This window comes from Agrobacterium sp. 33MFTa1.1, from assembly GCF_004328495.1.
GTDB classification, from domain to species: Bacteria; Pseudomonadota; Alphaproteobacteria; order Rhizobiales; family Rhizobiaceae; genus Agrobacterium; species Agrobacterium pusense.
Genome location: NZ_CP036359.1, coordinates 683,110 through 701,114 on the forward strand (window position 1 = coordinate 683,110; position 18,005 = coordinate 701,114).

General features: G+C 58.9%; 19 protein-coding genes. 1 reads left to right on the plus strand and 18 read right to left on the minus strand.

The genetic code is table 11. The features are described 5' to 3' along the window. Positions 1-11: 11 nt before the first annotated feature. The 18 genes from EYD00_RS16970 to ruvC form a co-directional block, all read right to left on the minus strand. A complete protein-coding gene (locus tag EYD00_RS16970) occupies positions 12-851 on the minus strand; it encodes an outer membrane protein (protein WP_034497273.1) in 840 nt (279 codons plus the stop codon). Between the two features lie 186 nt (positions 852-1,037). After that, a complete protein-coding gene (glmM, locus tag EYD00_RS16975) occupies positions 1,038-2,390 on the minus strand; it encodes a phosphoglucosamine mutase (RefSeq protein WP_004445721.1) in 1,353 nt (450 codons plus the stop codon). A gap of 189 nt (positions 2,391-2,579) precedes the next feature. After that, a complete protein-coding gene (ftsH, locus tag EYD00_RS16980) occupies positions 2,580-4,544 on the minus strand; it encodes an ATP-dependent zinc metalloprotease FtsH (protein ID WP_004445722.1) in 1,965 nt (654 codons plus the stop codon). A 154-nt stretch (positions 4,545-4,698) separates the two neighbouring features. After that, positions 4,699-6,024 carry a tRNA lysidine(34) synthetase TilS gene (gene tilS, locus EYD00_RS16985; RefSeq protein ID WP_034497277.1) on the minus strand — a complete coding sequence of 442 codons (1,326 nt, stop codon included), beginning with the start codon at positions 6,022-6,024 and terminating at the stop codon, positions 4,699-4,701. 30 nt (positions 6,025-6,054) lie between these two features. After that, complete coding sequence (gene ybgF, locus EYD00_RS16990) at positions 6,055-7,062, minus strand: tol-pal system protein YbgF (RefSeq protein ID WP_022563043.1); 1,008 nt, start codon at positions 7,060-7,062, stop codon at positions 6,055-6,057. A gap of 158 nt (positions 7,063-7,220) precedes the next feature. Further along, positions 7,221-7,754, minus strand: a complete 534-nt coding sequence (gene pal, locus EYD00_RS16995; protein WP_004445728.1) for a peptidoglycan-associated lipoprotein Pal — start codon at positions 7,752-7,754, stop codon at positions 7,221-7,223. Between the two features lie 209 nt (positions 7,755-7,963). Beyond that, entirely contained in the window at positions 7,964-9,277 is a 1,314-nt protein-coding gene (gene tolB / locus EYD00_RS17000; protein ID WP_006697167.1) for a Tol-Pal system beta propeller repeat protein TolB, read from the minus strand. Positions 9,278-9,355: 78 nt separating this feature from the next. Beyond that, positions 9,356-10,534 carry a cell envelope integrity protein TolA gene (gene tolA / locus EYD00_RS17005; protein WP_034497281.1) on the minus strand — a complete coding sequence of 393 codons (1,179 nt, stop codon included), beginning with the start codon at positions 10,532-10,534 and terminating at the stop codon, positions 9,356-9,358. 9 nt (positions 10,535-10,543) lie between these two features. Then, the gene (gene tolR / locus EYD00_RS17010; RefSeq protein WP_004445732.1) at positions 10,544-11,005 is read right to left on the minus strand and encodes a protein TolR; all 462 of its coding nucleotides are present in this window, start codon (positions 11,003-11,005) and stop codon (positions 10,544-10,546) included. Positions 11,006-11,062: 57 nt separating this feature from the next. After that, positions 11,063-11,782, minus strand: coding sequence for a protein TolQ (tolQ, locus tag EYD00_RS17015; RefSeq protein WP_003523238.1), 720 nt, complete (start codon positions 11,780-11,782; stop codon positions 11,063-11,065). A gap of 261 nt (positions 11,783-12,043) precedes the next feature. Continuing rightward, positions 12,044-12,484 (minus strand): tol-pal system-associated acyl-CoA thioesterase, encoded by a 441-nt coding sequence (gene ybgC / locus EYD00_RS17020; protein WP_004445735.1) that lies wholly within the window; start codon positions 12,482-12,484, stop codon positions 12,044-12,046. Then, positions 12,481-13,017 (minus strand): NUDIX hydrolase, encoded by a 537-nt coding sequence (locus tag EYD00_RS17025; RefSeq protein WP_034497285.1) that lies wholly within the window; start codon positions 13,015-13,017, stop codon positions 12,481-12,483. Before EYD00_RS17025 ends, ybgC begins: the two co-directional genes overlap by 4 nt. Then, a complete protein-coding gene (locus tag EYD00_RS17030; RefSeq protein WP_034497288.1) occupies positions 13,014-13,538 on the minus strand; it encodes an NUDIX hydrolase in 525 nt (174 codons plus the stop codon). The genes EYD00_RS17025 and EYD00_RS17030 overlap by 4 nt, the downstream gene beginning before the upstream one ends. After that, complete coding sequence (locus EYD00_RS17035) at positions 13,535-14,116, minus strand: DinB family protein (protein WP_004445740.1); 582 nt, start codon at positions 14,114-14,116, stop codon at positions 13,535-13,537. Before EYD00_RS17035 ends, EYD00_RS17030 begins: the two co-directional genes overlap by 4 nt. A 33-nt stretch (positions 14,117-14,149) precedes the next feature. Next, positions 14,150-14,368, minus strand: coding sequence for a hypervirulence associated TUDOR domain-containing protein (locus EYD00_RS17040; RefSeq protein WP_004445742.1), 219 nt, complete (start codon positions 14,366-14,368; stop codon positions 14,150-14,152). 52 nt (positions 14,369-14,420) lie between these two features. Then, positions 14,421-15,461, minus strand: coding sequence for a Holliday junction branch migration DNA helicase RuvB (ruvB, locus tag EYD00_RS17045; RefSeq protein ID WP_004445743.1), 1,041 nt, complete (start codon positions 15,459-15,461; stop codon positions 14,421-14,423). Between the two features lie 122 nt (positions 15,462-15,583). Continuing rightward, a complete protein-coding gene (gene ruvA, locus EYD00_RS17050; RefSeq protein ID WP_004445745.1) occupies positions 15,584-16,201 on the minus strand; it encodes a Holliday junction branch migration protein RuvA in 618 nt (205 codons plus the stop codon). 29 nt (positions 16,202-16,230) lie between these two features. Then, positions 16,231-16,743, minus strand: coding sequence for a crossover junction endodeoxyribonuclease RuvC (ruvC, locus tag EYD00_RS17055; RefSeq protein WP_004445748.1), 513 nt, complete (start codon positions 16,741-16,743; stop codon positions 16,231-16,233). A 223-nt stretch (positions 16,744-16,966) separates the two neighbouring features. On the opposite strand from ruvC, the gene EYD00_RS17060 reads away from it, so the two are divergent. Further along, positions 16,967-17,968 (plus strand): LLM class flavin-dependent oxidoreductase, encoded by a 1,002-nt coding sequence (locus EYD00_RS17060; protein ID WP_004445749.1) that lies wholly within the window; start codon positions 16,967-16,969, stop codon positions 17,966-17,968. The last annotated feature ends 37 nt before the right edge of the window (positions 17,969-18,005 follow it).

The window sequence follows — 18,005 nt, forward strand, 5'->3', positions numbered from 1 at the left end:
TGGCGTGACGTTTATTTATAAACGGCAGGCTGCAGAGGAATATCGGCAGGCGGCATGTATTGCGCGGTGTCGCAACCGTTGAAGACATAACGGCCGCCGACACGCACTTCATGCGAATAGAGGCCCTTGTCACGGCCGGGGCCGCCGCCATTCTCATAGGCGAACATGTCGCCCTTGTTGATGTGACGGAAACGGTAACCGATATCGGCCTTCAGATTACAGGTAACATCAATGGATGCGCCAGCCATAAGGGCGTAAGCGAAACGCCACTTGCCCCTGCCGCCGTGTTCGGTGGTCGGGTCGCAGCCAAGACCACTGACACTGCAGGATGTGTTGCGCAGCTTGTCCCACTTGACGTAGGAGCCGCCGATACCACCGCCGACATACGGCGTCACGCGTCCGTAAGTCCCGAGATCGACGTAGGCATTTGCCATCAGAGTATAGGCGCGAACCGAGCTAAGATCCTCCGAGACGCAGCGGCCGGGAACGGAACCGCAGAAACCGCTCGTGGAGCCACGAAAATCCGACTTGCCCATATAGTCGAAGGTCACGTCACTGCGGAAATAGTTGTTGAACTGATAACCGACACCGGCGCCAATGACATAGCTATCGTCGATCTTCGCGGTATCGAAATCAGCGAGATAGCCACCGGGGCCACCCTGATAATAATTGGCACCACGCAGCTTATTGAAAGAATAACCGACGTCGCCACGCAGATACCAGCCGCTTGCCTGGGTGATCTCCACTTCGGGAGCATAGGTCGGCGCAGGCTCAGCTTGATAAAGATCGGCGGCAATGGCGCTGGTGCCGGTCAGCAGGACGGCCAGAAATCCGGCCAGGGCGTTTTTCATGACTTCCACTCCAGAAGAGGCACGTGCGTTTGCGGCAGCAGATGCCAGTGAACTGTTCAGTCATGGAGATTGACGTAAAATGGTTAAGTCCCGATTAACCACGCTCATTCACTATATTCATTAGTAAATACTCAAAGAAAAAGCCGGCGGAAGGCCGGCTTTTTGCTGATTTATTGTTGCTATGCCTCACGCGGCAGAGCGGGCATTCGCGATGATGCCGACAAGATCATTGACGATACGCTCCACCTTCGCGCTATCGTCGCCTTCCGCCATCACGCGGATCAGCGGTTCGGTGCCGGAAGGGCGGATGACGAGGCGGCCATTATCGGCAAGCGCACTTTCCGCATCCGCAATTGCCTGCTGCACGACCGGGTTTTCCAGCGGTTTGCCACCGGAGATACGGACATTCTTCAAAAGCTGCGGCACGGGCTCGAACTTGCGACAAACCTCGCTCACCGTGCGGCCGGAGCGCTTGACCTTGGCGAGAACCTGCAATGCCGCAACGAGCCCATCCCCCGTCGTGCCGTAATCCGACAGCACGATATGGCCGGACTGCTCGCCGCCAACATTGAAATTGTGGTTGCGCATGTGTTCGACCACATAGCGGTCGCCCACCTTGGTGCGGGCAAGGGTGAGGCCCTTGTCGCCAAGAAAACGCTCAAGACCGAGATTGGACATGACAGTTGCGACGATGCCACCGCCGCGGAGCGTGTTGTCTTCGGCCCAGCTGTCGGCGATGACGGCCATCAGCTGGTCGCCATCGACGATCTCGCCGCGTTCATCAACGATGATGACGCGGTCCGCATCACCATCCAGCGCAATGCCGATATCGGCCCGCACCTCGTGGACCTTTTTCTGAAGGGCTTCCGGGTGCGTGGAACCGCATTCGAGGTTAATGTTGATGCCGTTCGGCTCGTTGCCGATGGTGACGACCTCCGCGCCGAGTTCCCAGAGAGCCGCGGGCGCCACCTTATAAGCCGCGCCATTGGCGCAGTCGATGGCGATTCGCAGGCCGCTCAATGTCACGTCGCGCGGCAGGGTGCGCTTCACGAACTCGATATAACGATAGATGTCGCCATCGACGCGCTTCGCCCGGCCGATTTCGGCAGGCTTCGCCAGTTGGGCGTAGATATCCTTGTCGAGGAGGTCTTCGATCTCCAACTCCAGCTCATCGGAAAGCTTGTAACCGTCAGGCCCGAAAAGCTTGATGCCGTTGTCGGAGAAGGGGTTGTGCGAGGCCGAGATCATCACGCCGATATCGGCGCGCAGCGAGCGGGTCAGCATGGCGACGGCCGGCGTCGGGATCGGGCCGAGCAGGAAGACATCGAGACCGGCGGCGGTGAAGCCGGCAACCAGGGCGTTTTCCAGCATATAGCCGGAAAGGCGCGTATCCTTGCCGATGACGACACGATGGCGATGATGGCCACGGCGGAAAATCGTCCCGACGGCAATGCCAACCCGCATCGCCAGATCAGGCGTCATGGGGAAGACGTTCGATTGTCCGCGGATACCATCGGTTCCGAAATAACGGCGTGCCATTTGAACTCCAAATCTTTTCAAGCATTCCGGCCTAGCTGAAAACAGCCGGAAGCGTTTTTGGCTAGATGCCACAAACCACGATAAACAGCACGTAAATTACCGCAAAAATGGCTTATATCTTGTTACCAAAATGAAAAGGCCACCCGGAAACCCGGATGGCCTTTTACAATTTCTAACAGACGCGGTCGATCAATGCGGCTGCGGCTCCATGCCGCCTTCGGCTTCACCGTCGCCCTTTGCTTCACCGTCACCCTTCACTTCACTGGGACCGTCCTTCTTGGTGCCGGCCTTCGGCACTGCCGAACCACGGCTGCCCGGAGAATCGTCGCCCAGATCGCGGGCGGGCTTCTCACCCTTCAGCAGGGCCTTGATCTCGTCACCCGTCAGGGTTTCGTATTCAAGCAGACCCTCGGCAATCGCAACGAAACCATCGTGATTTTCCGTCAGAATGCGGCGAGCCTCGGCATAAGCCTCATCGATCAGGCGGCGAACTTCCGTGTCGATCGTCTGGGCTGTGGCTTCGGAGACGTTCTTCGACTGCGAAACGGAGTGGCCGAGGAACACTTCCTGCTGGTTTTCACCATAGGAGACTTGGCCGAGCGCATCGGAAAAGCCCCATTGCGTCACCATGGCACGGGCAAGCTTGGTTGCCTGCTCGATATCCGAAGACGCGCCCGAGGTAATGTTTTCCTTACCGAAGGTCAGTTCTTCGGCAACGCGGCCACCCATCATGATCACGAGGCGCGACACCATCCACTTGTAGCTCATGGAATAGCGGTCGCCTTCCGGCAGCTGCATCACCATGCCAAGTGCGCGGCCGCGCGGGATGATCGTTGCCTTGTGCAACGGATCGGCCACGGCAACCTTCAGAGCGGTGATGGCATGACCGGCTTCGTGATAGGCGGTCAGCTTCTTTTCGGCCTCGGTCATGGCGGAGGAGCGGCGTTCCGCGCCCATCATGATCTTGTCCTTGGCGTCTTCGAACTCCTGCATGGTCACCACGCGTTTGTTGCGGCGGGCGGCCATGAGGGCGGCTTCGTTGACGAGGTTCATCAGGTCCGCACCCGAGAAACCGGGGGTACCGCGGGCGAGAACCTTGAGATCGACATTCGGCGCCAGCGGCACGTTGCGGATATGCACCTTGAGGATGCGCTCGCGGCCGACGATGTCAGGGTTCGGCACAACGACCTGACGGTCGAAACGGCCGGGACGCAGAAGTGCGGGATCGAGAACATCGGGTCGGTTGGTAGCGGCGATGAGAATGATGCCCTCATTCGCCTCAAAACCGTCCATCTCAACCAGCAGCTGGTTCAGCGTCTGTTCGCGCTCGTCGTTACCGCCGCCGAGGCCGGCGCCACGATGACGGCCGACGGCGTCGATTTCATCGATGAAGATGATGCAAGGCGCATTCTTCTTTGCCTGCTCGAACATGTCACGCACACGGCTGGCACCGACGCCAACGAACATTTCCACGAAATCCGAACCGGAAATCGTGAAGAACGGCACATTGGCTTCACCTGCGACGGAACGCGCAAGAAGCGTCTTACCGGTGCCCGGAGGACCAACAAGCAGAACGCCGCGCGGAATCTTGCCGCCGAGGCGCTGGAACTTCTGCGGGTCACGCAGGAATTCCACGATTTCCTCAAGATCCTGCTTGGCTTCATCCACGCCGGCAACGTCGTCAAACGTCACGCGGCCATGGGCTTCCGTCAGGAGCTTGGCCTTGGACTTGCCGAAGCCCATCGCACCGCGCGAACCACCCTGCATCTGCCGCATGAAGAACAGCCAGACGCCAAGAATGAGAAACATCGGCAGAAGCGTGCCGAGATAGCTCAGGAAGCCCGAGGAGCCATCGCTTTCCGGGCGCGCCACGATGGTCACGTTCTTGCTCTGCAAGCGCTCCATCAGGCTGTCGTCGATGACGGGGGAATAGGTCTGAAAGGCCGTGCCGTTTTCGGTATAGGTTCCGAGAACCCGGTTACCGGTGACGGTCACGTCGCGAACTCGCCCGGAATCCACGTCGCGGAGAAACTGGGAATACGGAATTTCCCGTGAACCCGTTTGCGTCGGCGAAGTCTGGAACATGCTGAACAGCGCGATCAGCAAGAGGGCGATCACGGCCCACAAGGCGAAATTTCTGAAATTTGGGTTCATCGAACTCCCCGAACTCACACGGGCACAACTACTGCCCGCTATTACGTGCCCTTAACATAAGGACGACATCTGCCCTTGCCAAGGCAAAGCGCATTATCTGATGCGTTTTGGTGTAAAAACTGTTCCAAGGCAATTCACGAAAATGAGGCCCGATTTAAACCGGGGGCTGTGGATATGCCGGCCGTCCGAACAAAACAGCGATCGTATTTGCCAACTCAAGGTCGAAGCGCGGCAGAAAAAGATCGAAGGGCGCCAGCCTTGGCGTCACATCGACCGTCAACTCCCCGGCCGTTTGCCCCGCCTCCGCTGCGGCGATTTGCGGAAGGCCCGATAGCGCCAATCTGGTCACTCCCGGCGGCACCGATGGAAAACCCGCTCCAGTACCAGCCTCCTCCGCGCTGACCCGGACAGGGAAAGGCGACCGGTTTTCCACGATGAAGCGATCATCCCACAGGCCCTTCTGATATGCCTCAAGACGAAGCTCCGGCAGATTTCGTAGCTCGCGGAAGATATATAGCCCATCCCGTCGGCGATCGAGCAGGACACGACCGACTGTCATACGTCCGTAATTGCCGGTTTTGAGGAAGCAAAGAACGCGCTCGATGCTGCCCGCGGCCGGCAGATAGGGCCGCCCGCCGAGACTTGCTATCAGCACTGCCAGCCCGTGCCGGAAATCCGCCCGATCAGGCGACACGCCGTCCGGCTGCAATTTCGCGAGCGCACCAGAAAAGACCTCGGCGTGTGCGCGCAGGAAAACTGCCGTTTTTTCAGAGGATATACGCCTTTTTTCCGCCTCTCCCCCATCGGCCGGAAGCGGAACATCAGGCAAGGCCTGCCGCATGCGAACACGCTCATATCGTGGATTTTCATTGCTTGGATCGTCGAGCCAGCGCCGCGAACGGGACGACACGTAATCGCGGATCGCCTGCCTTTCACACCTCAGGAATGGCCGCATGATCCAATGGCGCCGAGCGTATAAAACCGCGTCCGCCATGCCGGAAAGGCCGAGATTGTCCTCGCCGCTGTTGCGGGCAGCGCGCATCGCGACGGTTTCCCGCTGATCGCCGGCCGTGTGACCCGTCACCACGAGATCGGCATCGAACGCGACGGCTGCTTCCGCGATAAGCCGGTAGCGGGCAAGACGGGACGCTTCCGAAATGCCGGAGACCGGCTTTAAACCTTCCCACCGGCGTGTGACGTGCGGAATGCCCAGCTCGGCGCAAAGTGTCGCAACCTTGCGGGCCTCATCGGCGGATTCCACTCGCAGAGCGTGATCCACTGTAACGGCAGAAAGCCGAAGCAGATCGCGCCCCTTCTCGGACATCACCTCATGCAATGCCAGCAACAGGCCGGTGGAATCGCTGCCGCCGGAGATTGCGACGAGAATATGCGCAGGTTCGCGGAATTTTTCGACAAAGCACCGTGCGGCCGCAAGCGGCGCAATTGGCTGTTCGTTCGGAATGCGGGCATCAACCGGCATGGAAAGACCGCCGCAATGGCAGGGAAGAGATCAGCAGCTCAGCCGCTTCTGTTCACTGGCGACTTTGTTCAGCACGGTCTTCGAGGCATTGGGGTAACGCTTCGGCACCTCGCGCAGCGTGGCGCAGGCCGTTTCGGTATTATCGAGAGCGGCAAGGGACATGCCAAGCTTCATCAGCATTTCCGGAGCCTTCGGAGACTTACCATAGGCCTGGTGGCCGTTAAGAAAGGTCTTCGCGGCTTCGTTGAACTTGCCCTGAGAATATTGCGCTTCACCCAGCCAGAAGCTCGCATCCGCGGCTTTCGTGCCCTTGGGGTAACCCTGCAGATATTGTTGGAACCCCTGCTCCGCCAGCTTGTAATCACCGGAAAGGACATGACCGTAAGCGGCCTGGTAGATATCGCCTTCGCTGGTCAGCGCCGCTGTATTGACGGGATCGGTCTTGCGCGTGCTGTTGCCTGTTGTCACGCCGGGAAGGCTGCCGGAAGAATTGTTGGCGCCTGAATTGAGCGTGCCGCCAATAGGCATCCCCTTGGAATCAAGTTCGATCGAACCGAGCGTGGTCTCACCCGGCGCGCCTGTCGGAGCACTGGAGGGAGCAGACGGTGAAACGGAAGCGCCACCCTCGGGTGGCGTTTCGATGATCGTTGCAACGTCGTCGGTCGGGGGCGTCGCCGGACTGACCGGACTTGCCTCCGCCTTCTTTTTCGGCGTTGCTGCAGGACTTCCGCCCTTTCCGCTTTCCAGTTCCTGGAAGCGGAACTCATTGTCTTCCTGCGCCTTGCGGATCGTTTCCTGCATCTGCAAAAGCTGGAAGCTCATTTCCTCGATACGGCCGTTGAGTTGCCGGATCTGTTCTTCAAGCTGCTGAACCCGATAGGCTTCATTGGCCTGAACCCGGACGACCGGGGGCTGCTGCTGAGAATTGATCGTGCCGAAGCTACCCCCCGCACCGAACAGCGGACCCGAAACGGCTGTGCCGCTCAAGCCGGTGCAGGCTGCAAGCCCCAGCATTCCCGCCACGACAAGTTTCTTCATCTCATTCGTCCTGCCTTAACTGATTTGCACCGGAATAGTGCAAGCCGGATTTTTTCCATATCGACCGAAAAAGCAACTTAACTTCGGCCAAACTATGAAAAAAACAAAAGGCGGCCCGAAGACCGCCCTTTATTTACGTTCACAAAAACGTCAGGCGATTACATGCCTGCGCCGCCGAGAACCGTGACCGCGCGACGGTTCTGCGACCAGCAGGAAATGTCGTCGCAAACCGCGACCGGGCGTTCCTTGCCGTAGGAGATCGTCTTCATGCGGCTTGCCGGAACACCCTGAGAGGCCAGGAAGTCGCGGGTTGCTGCCGCACGGCGGGCGCCGAGTGCCAGGTTGTATTCACGCGTGCCGCGCTCGTCGGCATGGCCTTCGACCGTGATGGCGTAGTTCGGGTAACGGGCAAGCCACTGTGCCTGGCGCTGCAGGGTCTGCTGGGCGTCGGCGCGGATCGAGGTGGAGTCCGTGTCGAAGAAGATGCGGTCGCCGACATTGACCGTGAAGTCCTGCTGGGAGCCCGGCGTTGCAGAGCCTGCGCCACCAAGGCCGAGTTCACCGGCGCTGTTCGGCATGTTCTTCTTGTTCGCGCAGCCTGCAAGAGCAAGCGCGAGCGTCATGGCGATGACAGCCGGGTTACGGGCCAGTTTCTGCATGGGGCTGAGTGCCGAAATATGTGTACGGCTCATCGCCGGTCTCTCCTTAGGATTTCAATAACGTTGCCGGACACTAACTGATCGCGGTTAATAGCCGGCAAACGCTTATGGTTAACAGAAAGGAAATGTCCCAGTTTTTTGCTCCCTCACAACACTTTGCGGCAAGAAAGAGGCACATTTCCCTGTGGTATGCGTAAAACATCACGGCACCGGTTCAAGCCGGCGCCGTGATGGCAGTCATATCAGTCCAGAAGCGGCGACCAGGCCGGGTCTGAAGCGAAGGTCGGTGTCTTGATGAGCTGTTCATTATAGCCCGTCAGATCGATCGAATAGAGCTGCGGACCGCCCGCACCCGCGTTCTGGCGGAAGAACATCAGTACGCGGCCATTCGGTGCCCAGGTTGGCCCTTCATTGTGGAAGCCGCTGGTCAGGATTCGTTCGCCCGAACCATCCGTCTTCATCACACCGATCGAGAACTTGCCGCCAGACTGCTTGGTGAAGGCAATCAGATCGCCGCGCGGAGACCAGACCGGCGTGGAATACGAACCATCGCCGAAGGAAATGCGCTGCTGGCCGGAACCGTCGGCATTCATGACGTAAATCTGCTGGCGGCCGCCACGGTCACTTTCAAAGGCAACACGCTGACCGTCAGGCGAATAGGACGGGGCCGTATCGATCGCCGACGTGTTGGTCAGGCGTGTCGTGGTACGAGAGCGCAGATCCATGGTGTAGATATTAGCGTTGCCATCCTGCTGAAGGCTCATGATGACCTTCTGCCCGTCAGGCGAAAAGCGCGGCGAGAACGTCATGCCTGGGAAGTTGCCGACGACTTCACGCTGTCCGGTTTCCAGCTGCAGCAGATAAACGCGTGGCTGCTGGCCCTCGAAGGACATGTAGGTCACTTCCTGACGGCTCGGCGAAAAACGCGGTGTCAGGACGATGTCGTTCGAGTTGGTCAGGTTGCGGACGTTGAAACCGTCCTGGTCCATGATCGACAGCTGCCGCTTGCGGGCGGTCTTTGGTCCGCTTTCGGAGACGAAAACGACACGGGTGTCGAAATAGCCCTTTTCACCGGTGATGCTTTCATAGATCGCATCCGCGATGATGTGGGCGACGCGACGCCAATTTTCTGGCTGGGTGAAGAACTGCTGGCCTGCCATCTGCTTATTTGCAAATGTGTCCCACAGACGGAATTCCGCACGTAAGCGACCATCCCCTTCGCGCGTCACGCGACCCGTCACAAGCGCCTGCGCGTTTATGACTTTCCAGTCCTCGAAACGCGGCTGCTGATCCGGATTGCTGATCTTCTCGATAAAAGCATTCTTGTTGATCGGCGCGAAGAGACCGGACCGTTGGAGGTCGGCCGCAATAACGGCAGAAACCTGCGCGCCGATCCCATCTCCGGATATGAAATCCGTGATGGCGATGGGCAGCGGCTGTACATTGCCCTTGTTGATGTTGATTTGAACTTCCGCATTGGCAGGCACGACAGCAACCAGCGAAAACAACATGCCCGTTGCAACCATGAGGGCGCGGAGGACAGAATTCTTGATCATTGAAACAAGCCTTTCAGCTTCTTACGAAAATGGGACAGATATTTCAGACGCATAGTGTCGACTCCAGAATCTGTCGGCTTAAGTCGCGAAATCGGAGGCGTCGAAGTTGAAAACGATCGTGTTCCAACCCTTTTCGCCATCATATTTCTCGGGCGGTAAGTTCTGCAAAGGCGATGAGCGCAGAACGGCACGCCGGGTGCTGCTCTCCACTGCACGGCGGGTACCTTCAGGACCACCCGATGCCGTTACCTCCGGCTCGCCCACCACGTTCCCCGCCTTATCCAGCGAAACCCGGACCTGCACCCTTACCTCGGCTACTCCCGTCAGGCCGGCGACCATCGACCAGTTCTTCTGAACCTGGCCTCTGACATTGTCCATTTCGCTGGCGCTCAATCCCGTACCGATGGTCTTCTTGCCGCCAAGAGACGCCGTCTGGGTCGAGCGCTTTGCGCCGCCGCCCGAAGGTGCCTGCTTGTTAAGCAGCGCAGAAATTTCGTCGGCGTTAAATTCACTCGCCTGAGAGGAAGCAGATTTCGCCGTCTCCTGCTTCTTCTCACCGGGTTTCTTATCCGAAGGCTTGTCCGTGGACTTGGCCTGATCGGGCTTCTTCTCAGCTGGTTTTTCGGCTGGTTTCTGCTCGGCGGGCTTCGTCTCGGCCTGTTTCGGCTCTTCTGGCTTGGGTGGCTCAGGCCTGGAATTCGGGCGCGGAATGTTCTGCGGCACGGGGATTTCGGCCGGCTCCTGCGTTGCCGGCGGAGGCTCTTCCGCTTTGGTTTCCTGCGGTGGCGGCTCGGTCTTCGGCTGCGGTGTAATCTCAGGCTTCGTCTGCGGCAGGGCGGCCATTTCCTGCTGCTTCGGAGCCGAGGTTTCTTCCTTGACGATCTCCTTCACGTCGTTCGCTTTCGTATCGACGGTCGGAAGTGGCTTTTCCTGTTTGGGCGGGGCGGCCGCACTCATATTGTCGTTTGGCTTGGTCGTCGGCGTCGGCGGCGCCTCTATATCTGCCGTATTGTTACCGACATTCTGAGCGTTCTCGATGATATCAGGCCGGGTCGTCGGAACAGGAGCAGATTTTTCCGCCTTCGGAGCGTTCTTATCACCCTGCTGGATCTGGGTTAGCTCTTCAACATTCACCAGCTCCACCGGCAGTGCCTCAGCCTGAGACACGTCGAGGGGTTCCGGCGAGCCCAGGGAGACAAGGGCGAAAGCCAGAAGCGACGCATGCACGATCGCGGATGTGGTAAGGCTGCCCTTCATCGCTTTACGTCAATTGTCCTGTTTCTGCTGGGTCACAAGGCCGATATTTTTGAAACCGGCCGCCTGGATACGCGCCATCACATCCGCAACGACGCCATAGGCGGCAACGGAATCCGCGCGCACGAAAATGCGTTCGTTATAGCCGGTCGTGGCGATTGCCTGCAGCTTGTCCGCCACTTCAGCCGCTTGGATTTCCGTTTCCTGCAAATGGATCTGGCCATTGGCATTGACGGAAATGGTGATCGGTTGCGTGTCCGAATTCAACGCATTGGCGGAGGTCTGCGGCAGGTCGATCGGCACGCCGACAGTCATCATCGGCGCCGCCACCATGAAGATGATGAGCAGCACGAGCATGACGTCGACCAGCGGCGTCACGTTGATTTCGCTGATCGCGCCGCCTCTGCGCCGTCCGCCGCGTCCACCCCGGCGTCCGCCGGAACCGCCGCCGCTGCCACCTGCTGACATACCCATATCATCTACTCCGTTTTGCCTTGCGGCAAATCACTCGACGGCATTGCAGTCGGCCGCTTACTGGGCGGCCTGCCGTGTCTGAAGTTTTTCATCGATCTGTCGCGACAGGATTGCCGAAAATTCGTCGGCGAAACCTTCCATTCGGGCGGAAAGCTTGTGCGCGTCAGCCGTGAACTTGTTGTAGGCGATAACCGCGGGAATAGCCGCGACAAGGCCGATCGCGGTTGCAAGAAGCGCTTCCGCGATACCGGGAGCCACGACCGCGAGGTTGGTGGACTTCGAACCGGCAATCGCCTGGAACGAGGTCATGATACCGACAACCGTGCCGAAGAGACCGATAAAGGGGCCGGCCGAACCGATGGTGGCGAGCGAGCCGAGGCGCGCCTCGTATTGCTCGCTTTCCCGCGCCATGGTCACGTCCATTGCCCGGTCGATACGCATCTGCAGGCCGATGGGCGAACGTGCGCCACGCTCGAAGGATTTTTTCCATTCGCGCATGGCCGAAACGAAAATTGCGGCCAGACCGCCATTCTGGCGCTCCGCCAGCGTCCGATAGAGCTCTTCAAGAGACTGGCCCGACCAGAACACCTGTTCGAACTGGTCGAACTGGCGCCTCGCCTTGCCGAAGCTCACATATTTGTCGAAGACGATTGCCCACGTCCAGACCGAGGCGGCGATAAGCCCGATCATCACGAGCTTAACGATGAGGCCCGCCTGCATAAACAGCGCCCAGAGACTTACATCATGCGTCGCCGCTGCCAAACCTGCCTGTTCCATAAATATCCAATCCCCGAATCCAAACGCCCGGTACGGGACCGGGCGATTCAAACGCGTGTTAACGCTCGAAGTCCTGCGGCAACAGCCGCCAACCCCTTAGCCATACCCCGATACTTGCCAGTAAGCCTTACTTGCCAATAAATTTGGTGAAAGGAAGGCGTGCGCTGCACAAATGCCAGTTGCTAAAGTAAGACACCATTATGGTTAAAGGAGTGTTACAACCCGGCCACGCCCGGCGGATTTACTGATCCGGCCCGTCAATTACTTCAGAAATTTTTCCGCCACCGTCTCGGGAAGACGCCTTGGCCGGCCATTGGCATTGATGACGGCTATGATGACCTTGGCGGCGACGAGCAGCGTTTCACCGCGCCTGATTTCCTGATTGAGCACCATTTTTGCGCCCCCGGCCTTCTCGGTGATGGTGGTCACCGTCAGCACGTCATCCATCCGGGCGGGGCTTTTAAAATCGATCTCCATGCGATGCACGACGAAGACCAGACCTTCTTCATCAGCGGTCAGAAGCGCACTTTGTTCACAGCCGAGGCAACGCAGGTAATCGGTACGGCCGCGCTCAAGAAAATGCAGGTACCGCGCGTGATAAACCAGGCCGGAAAAATCGGTGTCCTCGTAATAGACGCGTTGCATCAGGCGGTGACCGTGTTCGATCAGTTCACCCGACAGCGAAACCAAAAGCTCGCTCATAATGTCTCCTTGGGATTTTCAGTAGCGTCAGAGCGGCCCTCGCGGACAATCAGATGCTCGTGCCGCAGGGGCAAGGCCTCGATGCGCTCTGCGATGAAGCGCGGGCGCAGATCGTTCCTGATCAGCGCGGAAGTTCGTGAAGGCAGCCAGCGGAATTCGACCTCAACGCCATCCATCACCCTGTGGACGATGTGGTTTTCATGGAATGGCAGGGCATGGCCCAGCGAAACGAGATAATAAAATCCCAACTCATGGGCCGAATAACCGTCATAGGCGAAAAAGTTTTCGGCCGACCATAAAAGGCGCTCCACCGAACACGTCCGATCAAGCTCCTCACCGATCTCGCGAACAATGGTCTGCTCGGAGCTTTCACCGATTTCAGCCCGACCGCCAGGCAAGGCCCAGTAGTCATCCCCTGCGCCACGCTGCACCAGAAGATGATCACTCTGAAAAATGAGGGCTGCCACGCGCATGCTGAAAAGCTGCGGTCTGCGATCCAACCGGATCATGTGACGTTGGGGCGGAGAGATCATTTATCGTCCAGATCGCCGTCGTGCCAGACAAGGTGTCGCGTGGCCCTGGGCAGGTTCTCTATTTCGTCGGCGATGAAATAGGGGGGAATATCGAGCTCCGTCAATGCCTGCCGGGTTGCCGCGACCCAGCGAAACTCAAGCTCGTTATCGCCATCCTGAACACGGTGAATAATGTCGGTGGGATGAAAGGCAAGCGTTTGCGGCAGGTCCATCAGGTAATAAAAGCCGAGTTCGTGCCAGTCCTTGCCTTCGTAATGGAAGAAATTTTCGACCGCCCAGAGAAGCCGCCCGATCTTGGCTTCCACACCGAGCTCCTCGACCATTTCTCGCGCCAGCGTTTCTTCTGAGCGCTCACCCATTTCGGCACGCCCGCCTGGAAAGGTCCAGAATTTTTCATGTGTGGCCCGGTGCACCAGGACGTGGCCATCGCGGAAGGCCAGCCCCGCGACCCGCATCTGGAAAATGCGCTTCGGCTTGAACTTGATGCGGATGCGGGTGTCCTGCTTGGTATCGTGTGTCATTGGGCAGGCCTGCGGGCTGGAAACATCAAATCGGTTTCCGTCCACCCTAATGCATCCATCTCGTCTTTTCTCGCCTTTGCATCATCTCCCACAATGAATTCATCCAGTTGCGGCGGCTTGACCGGGGTCCCGGACAGCATCGCATGCGCCTGCCCGCGATGATGCGTCTGGTGCTGGAAGAGATGCGACAGAACGTCGTCGCAGCGATCCTGCTGGATACGCCTGCCGCGGTGGATATTGACAATAGCGGCGAGGCGATCTTCATCGAGCCCGTCGACAAGGGCGATCAACACCTCGTCAAGCTCTGTCTGGGCGCCTTGCAACGCCAGCATGTTGGCAAAGGGTTCCTCTACGGCAAAGGCGGCCAGTCCCAGTGTGCCGCCCTGCAACGCATCGATATAAAAGCGGTCGACAGTGTAGATATGATTGAGCGTCGCACGCAGCGTCGGGAAGAAACTGATGCGGCGGGCAACAAACGCCTCCTGCGAAAGCTGGAGACAGGCTTGATGCAGCCGGTAATTGGCGAGCCGGTTGTTGCGCGCAAGTTTGCGGAAAACCCGCAGCGGATCATAAGGCATCGGCATCCCTCCCGTAACACCTAACGGCGTCGTTCAATCGGTGCGTTCGAGCTCTGATCTGCTTTTCAGAACCTTGCCGCCATCTTCCTGTTCGATGAGATAAGCGGGTTCGTCTTTGCTGGCCTTACGCTTTATCGTGGAACCGGAAATCGTTCTTTCGACATCTTCGGTGAAGACTTCAAGGATTTTCCCTTCACCTGTACCCGTGCCCCAGTTCCAGCGGACCTTCGTACCCTTGCGATATCCAGACATGACCATCTCCGTGCCAAAGACGATCAAAGCCGGCAAGGCGGGTTTGTTCCCCTCAATCGTCCTCAAGCGTGAGCCGGAACTGTGCTGCCTCGAGATCCTTCGGCGGCTGCATGCCCAGATGTTTCCAGGCCGTGGCAGTCAGGATACGCCCGCGCGGCGTGCGCTGGATGAAACCCTGCTGGATCATATAGGGCTCGATGATATCCTCGATCGCGTCGCGCGGCTCCGACAGTCCGGCAGCAATGGTCTCGATGCCGACCGGGCCCCCGCCAAAATTGACGGCGATCATGGTCAGATACCGCATGTCCAGCTGGTCAAGACCCATATTATCCACCAGCAGCCGCGTCAAAGCCTCGTCGGCGATATCCCGGGTAACGGCTTCCGCCCGCGCCACCTCGGCAAAGTCGCGCACCCGGCGCAGAAGCCGTCCGGCAATGCGGGGCGTGCCACGCGCCCGCCTCGCCACTTCGCGGGCACCCTCATCCGTCATGTTGAGACCCATCAGCCGCGCACCGCGACGGACGATAAGTTCCAGTTCATCAACCGTGTAAAAGGACAAACGCACGGGAATGCCGAAACGGTCGCGCAGCGGTGTCGTCAAGAGGCCGAGGCGGGTGGTGGCGGCGACAAGCGTGAATTTGGAAAGATCGATCTTCACCGAACGCGCCGCCGGGCCTTCCCCGATGATCAGATCGAGCTGGAAATCCTCCATCGCCGGATACAGGATTTCTTCCACGGCCGGGTTGAGGCGATGAATTTCATCGATGAAGAGAACATCGCGCTCTTCAAGATTGGTCAGGAGCGCGGCGAGATCGCCCGCCTTGGCGATCACCGGCCCTGAGGTGGACTTGAAGTTTACTCCAAGCTCCTTGGCCATGATCTGCGCCAGCGTGGTCTTGCCGAGGCCGGGCGGACCGACGAACAGCACGTGATCCAACGCCTCGCCACGATTCTTGGCGGCCTCGATGAAGACCTTGAGATTGGCGCGCGCCTCCGCCTGCCCGGTAAAGTCGTCCAGCGACTGCGGGCGCAGGGTGGTGTCGATGTCCTCACCGCGCTTTTCCGGGGTGATCAGTCTGTCCGCATCGCTCATTCAGGGCATTCCATTATTTCTAGAATTCATGAGGTCGTCTTCGCCGCTATAACATGGCTGTCGCGCCAGGGCGCGTCACGAAATTCAACACCGCATCCGGACGCTTGTGTAACGGGCTCACCTTACCGTGAAAGCTCCTTCAGCCCCAGCCGGATCAGCTTGGCGCTATCCGCGCCCTCACCGCCATTTTTCAGCGCCGCGGCGACCGCATTGGCGGCCTGGTCACGCGAATAGCCGAGATTGGTGAGTGCAGATACGGCGTCCGCCACCGGCGCGGAGGCTACACCCTCCCCGAGTTCCTGCTTCAGTCCGATAGCCCCGGACGCCTCGCCCGCGAAAGCCGGGGCCTTGTTGCGCAATTCGGTCACGAGCCGCACGGCCACTTTGGGCCCAACCCCCGGCGCACGCGATATTGACGCCTTGTCCTGGAGCGCTATGGCATTGGCAAGCTCGGTGGGCGACAGGGTGGAAAGCACCGCAAGAGCGACTTTCGATCCGACGCCCTGCACGCTCTGCAAAAGGTTGAACCATTCCCGCTCCAGCGCCGAAAGAAAGCCGAAAAGCTTGAGCTGGTCCTCTCGTACATAGGTTTCGATGAAGAGGATCACGGCCTCTCCGACGGAGCCTATTTTCGACAGCGTGCGCGCCGAACAATAGGCGACGTAACAGACGCCATGCACATCCACCAACACGTAATCCGTGCCGATTTCCTCGATGCTGCCCTTCAGTTTTCCGATCATGATCGCGCCCGCTGCAATGAGACTTAAAATTAACCGGCCGCCAGCAGCCGACGCATCCTGTCACCGCCGCGATTATGGGCGTGGCAGATTGCGATCGCGAGGGCGTCCGCCGCATCGTTACCCTTGAACTCGGCCTTCGGCATCAGGATTTTCAGCATCATGTGAATTTGCTGCTTTTCACCATGCCCCACGCCGATGACAGCTTTTTTCACGGCGTTCGGCGCATATTCGAACACCGGCAAACCGGCACGCGCCGGAACAAGCATGGCGATGCCGCGCGCCTGTCCGAGTTTCAGCGTGGCCACCGCGTCCTTGTTGACGAAAGTCTGCTCCACAGCCGCCTCATCGGGCTGATGGCTGTGCACGATTTCCGCCAGGCCGTCATGAAGCTGGCAAAGCCGGGAGGCGAGATCCATGTCGCCATCTGAAGTCACCGTACCGGAAGCGACGAAACGCAGGCTGTTTCCCAATGTGTCGATCACGCCCCAGCCGGTGCGCCGTAGTCCGGGGTCGATGCCGATGATCCGAATCGTCTTTTGCATGAGGTACCTTATCTTTCCGGCCGCGAGACTGCCAGCGATAAGTGAACAAAACGACAACATTCCCGGGTACAGGCGTCAAATAGGGGCCAAAGTCGCCCCAGTGCCGACCTTTGGCAAAGGCCAATTTTTTTGATCCATCCTTCAATTCTACGCGACTTGTCTGGTAAATCCGCAGCCGCGCCTTACATCCGCTGCAAAGACCCAGATTACGCAGGAGCGTCGGATGATCCCCTTTTCCCTTCTCGATCTTTCGCCCATTGGCGAAGGCGAGAGCGTCAGCGCGGCGCTCGAAAACTCCCGCCGGATGGCGATCAAGGCTGAAGAACAAGGTTATAACCGCATATGGCTGGCCGAACATCACGGCATGCCCGGCATCGCAAGCGCCGCGACGTCGCTCGTTATCGCCCATGTGGGTGCGGCCACGAAACATATCCGCGTCGGCTCGGGCGGTATCATGCTTCCCAACCACTCCCCGCTCGTCATTGCCGAACAGTTCGGGACGCTTGCAGCACTTCTGCCCGGCCGGGTCGATCTTGGCCTGGGCCGCGCCCCCGGAACGGATATGCGAACCGCACGGGCGCTGCGCCGTAATCTCGACGCCGGTGCGGAGAATTTCCCGCACGACATCGTCGAATTGCAAAGATATCTCGGCCCGCCCCAGCAGGATCAGGCGATCCTCGCCGTACCCGGCATGAATTCGAACGTGCCTCTCTGGCTGCTCGGTTCCAGCACCTATAGTGCGCATCTGGCCGCAGCCCTTGGCCTGCCCTATTCCTTCGCATCTCATTTTGCCCCTGACATGCTGATGGAAGCGATCCATATCTATCGCGAGCGTTTCCAGCCCTCCGAGGTGCTGGACAAGCCCTATGTGATGGTGGGCGTGATGGGTGTAGGCGCCGATACCGACGAGGAGGCGCAGCATCTCTTTACCTCGTCACAGCAGCAATTCGTCAATCTGCGGCGCAATGTGCGGACGCAGTTCCCGAAGCCCGTGCACAGCATGGAAGGCTACTGGAACGAGATGGAGCGCTTCTCCGTGGAGCATACGTTGCGTTTTGCCGCCGTTGGCGCGCCTGAAACGATCCAGCGTCATCTCGACGGTTTTCTGGCTGAAACACAGGCTGACGAACTGATTGTCTCGATGCCGATCCACGACATCGAAAAGCGGCTGCGGTCGGTCGAGATTTTCGCCGACGTGCGGACATCCATCAAAAAGGCCGCCTAAACAAAAAGCCCCGGAGCGGATCGCTGCCGGGGCTTTT

Excerpts from the sequence above, each read along its gene's own strand:
- glmM (WP_004445721.1), bottom strand. The coding sequence starts at position 2,390 with ATGGCACGCCGTTATTTCGGAACCGATGGTATCCGCGGACAATCGAAC.
- EYD00_RS16970 (WP_034497273.1), bottom strand. The coding sequence starts at position 851 with ATGAAAAACGCCCTGGCCGGATTTCTGGCCGTCCTGCTGACCGGCACC.
- EYD00_RS17030 (WP_034497288.1), bottom strand. The coding sequence starts at position 13,538 with ATGACACACGATACCAAGCAGGACACCCGCATCCGCATCAAGTTCAAG.
- EYD00_RS17040 (WP_004445742.1), bottom strand. The coding sequence starts at position 14,368 with ATGTCTGGATATCGCAAGGGTACGAAGGTCCGCTGGAACTGGGGCACG.
- ruvB (WP_004445743.1), bottom strand. The coding sequence starts at position 15,461 with ATGAGCGATGCGGACAGACTGATCACCCCGGAAAAGCGCGGTGAGGAC.
- EYD00_RS17025 (WP_034497285.1), bottom strand. The coding sequence starts at position 13,017 with ATGATCTCTCCGCCCCAACGTCACATGATCCGGTTGGATCGCAGACCG.
- tolB (WP_006697167.1), bottom strand. The coding sequence starts at position 9,277 with ATGATCAAGAATTCTGTCCTCCGCGCCCTCATGGTTGCAACGGGCATG.
- tilS (WP_034497277.1), bottom strand. The coding sequence starts at position 6,024 with ATGCCGGTTGATGCCCGCATTCCGAACGAACAGCCAATTGCGCCGCTT.
- ruvA (WP_004445745.1), bottom strand. The coding sequence starts at position 16,201 with ATGATCGGAAAACTGAAGGGCAGCATCGAGGAAATCGGCACGGATTAC.
- ybgF (WP_022563043.1), bottom strand. The coding sequence starts at position 7,062 with ATGAAGAAACTTGTCGTGGCGGGAATGCTGGGGCTTGCAGCCTGCACC.
- tolA (WP_034497281.1), bottom strand. The coding sequence starts at position 10,534 with ATGAAGGGCAGCCTTACCACATCCGCGATCGTGCATGCGTCGCTTCTG.
- ftsH (WP_004445722.1), bottom strand. The coding sequence starts at position 4,544 with ATGAACCCAAATTTCAGAAATTTCGCCTTGTGGGCCGTGATCGCCCTC.
- ybgC (WP_004445735.1), bottom strand. The coding sequence starts at position 12,484 with ATGAGCGAGCTTTTGGTTTCGCTGTCGGGTGAACTGATCGAACACGGT.
- ruvC (WP_004445748.1), bottom strand. The coding sequence starts at position 16,743 with ATGCAAAAGACGATTCGGATCATCGGCATCGACCCCGGACTACGGCGC.
- tolQ (WP_003523238.1), bottom strand. The coding sequence starts at position 11,782 with ATGGAACAGGCAGGTTTGGCAGCGGCGACGCATGATGTAAGTCTCTGG.
- pal (WP_004445728.1), bottom strand. The coding sequence starts at position 7,754 with ATGAGCCGTACACATATTTCGGCACTCAGCCCCATGCAGAAACTGGCC.
- EYD00_RS17035 (WP_004445740.1), bottom strand. The coding sequence starts at position 14,116 with ATGCCTTATGATCCGCTGCGGGTTTTCCGCAAACTTGCGCGCAACAAC.
- EYD00_RS17060 (WP_004445749.1), top strand. The coding sequence starts at position 16,967 with ATGATCCCCTTTTCCCTTCTCGATCTTTCGCCCATTGGCGAAGGCGAG.
- tolR (WP_004445732.1), bottom strand. The coding sequence starts at position 11,005 with ATGGGTATGTCAGCAGGTGGCAGCGGCGGCGGTTCCGGCGGACGCCGG.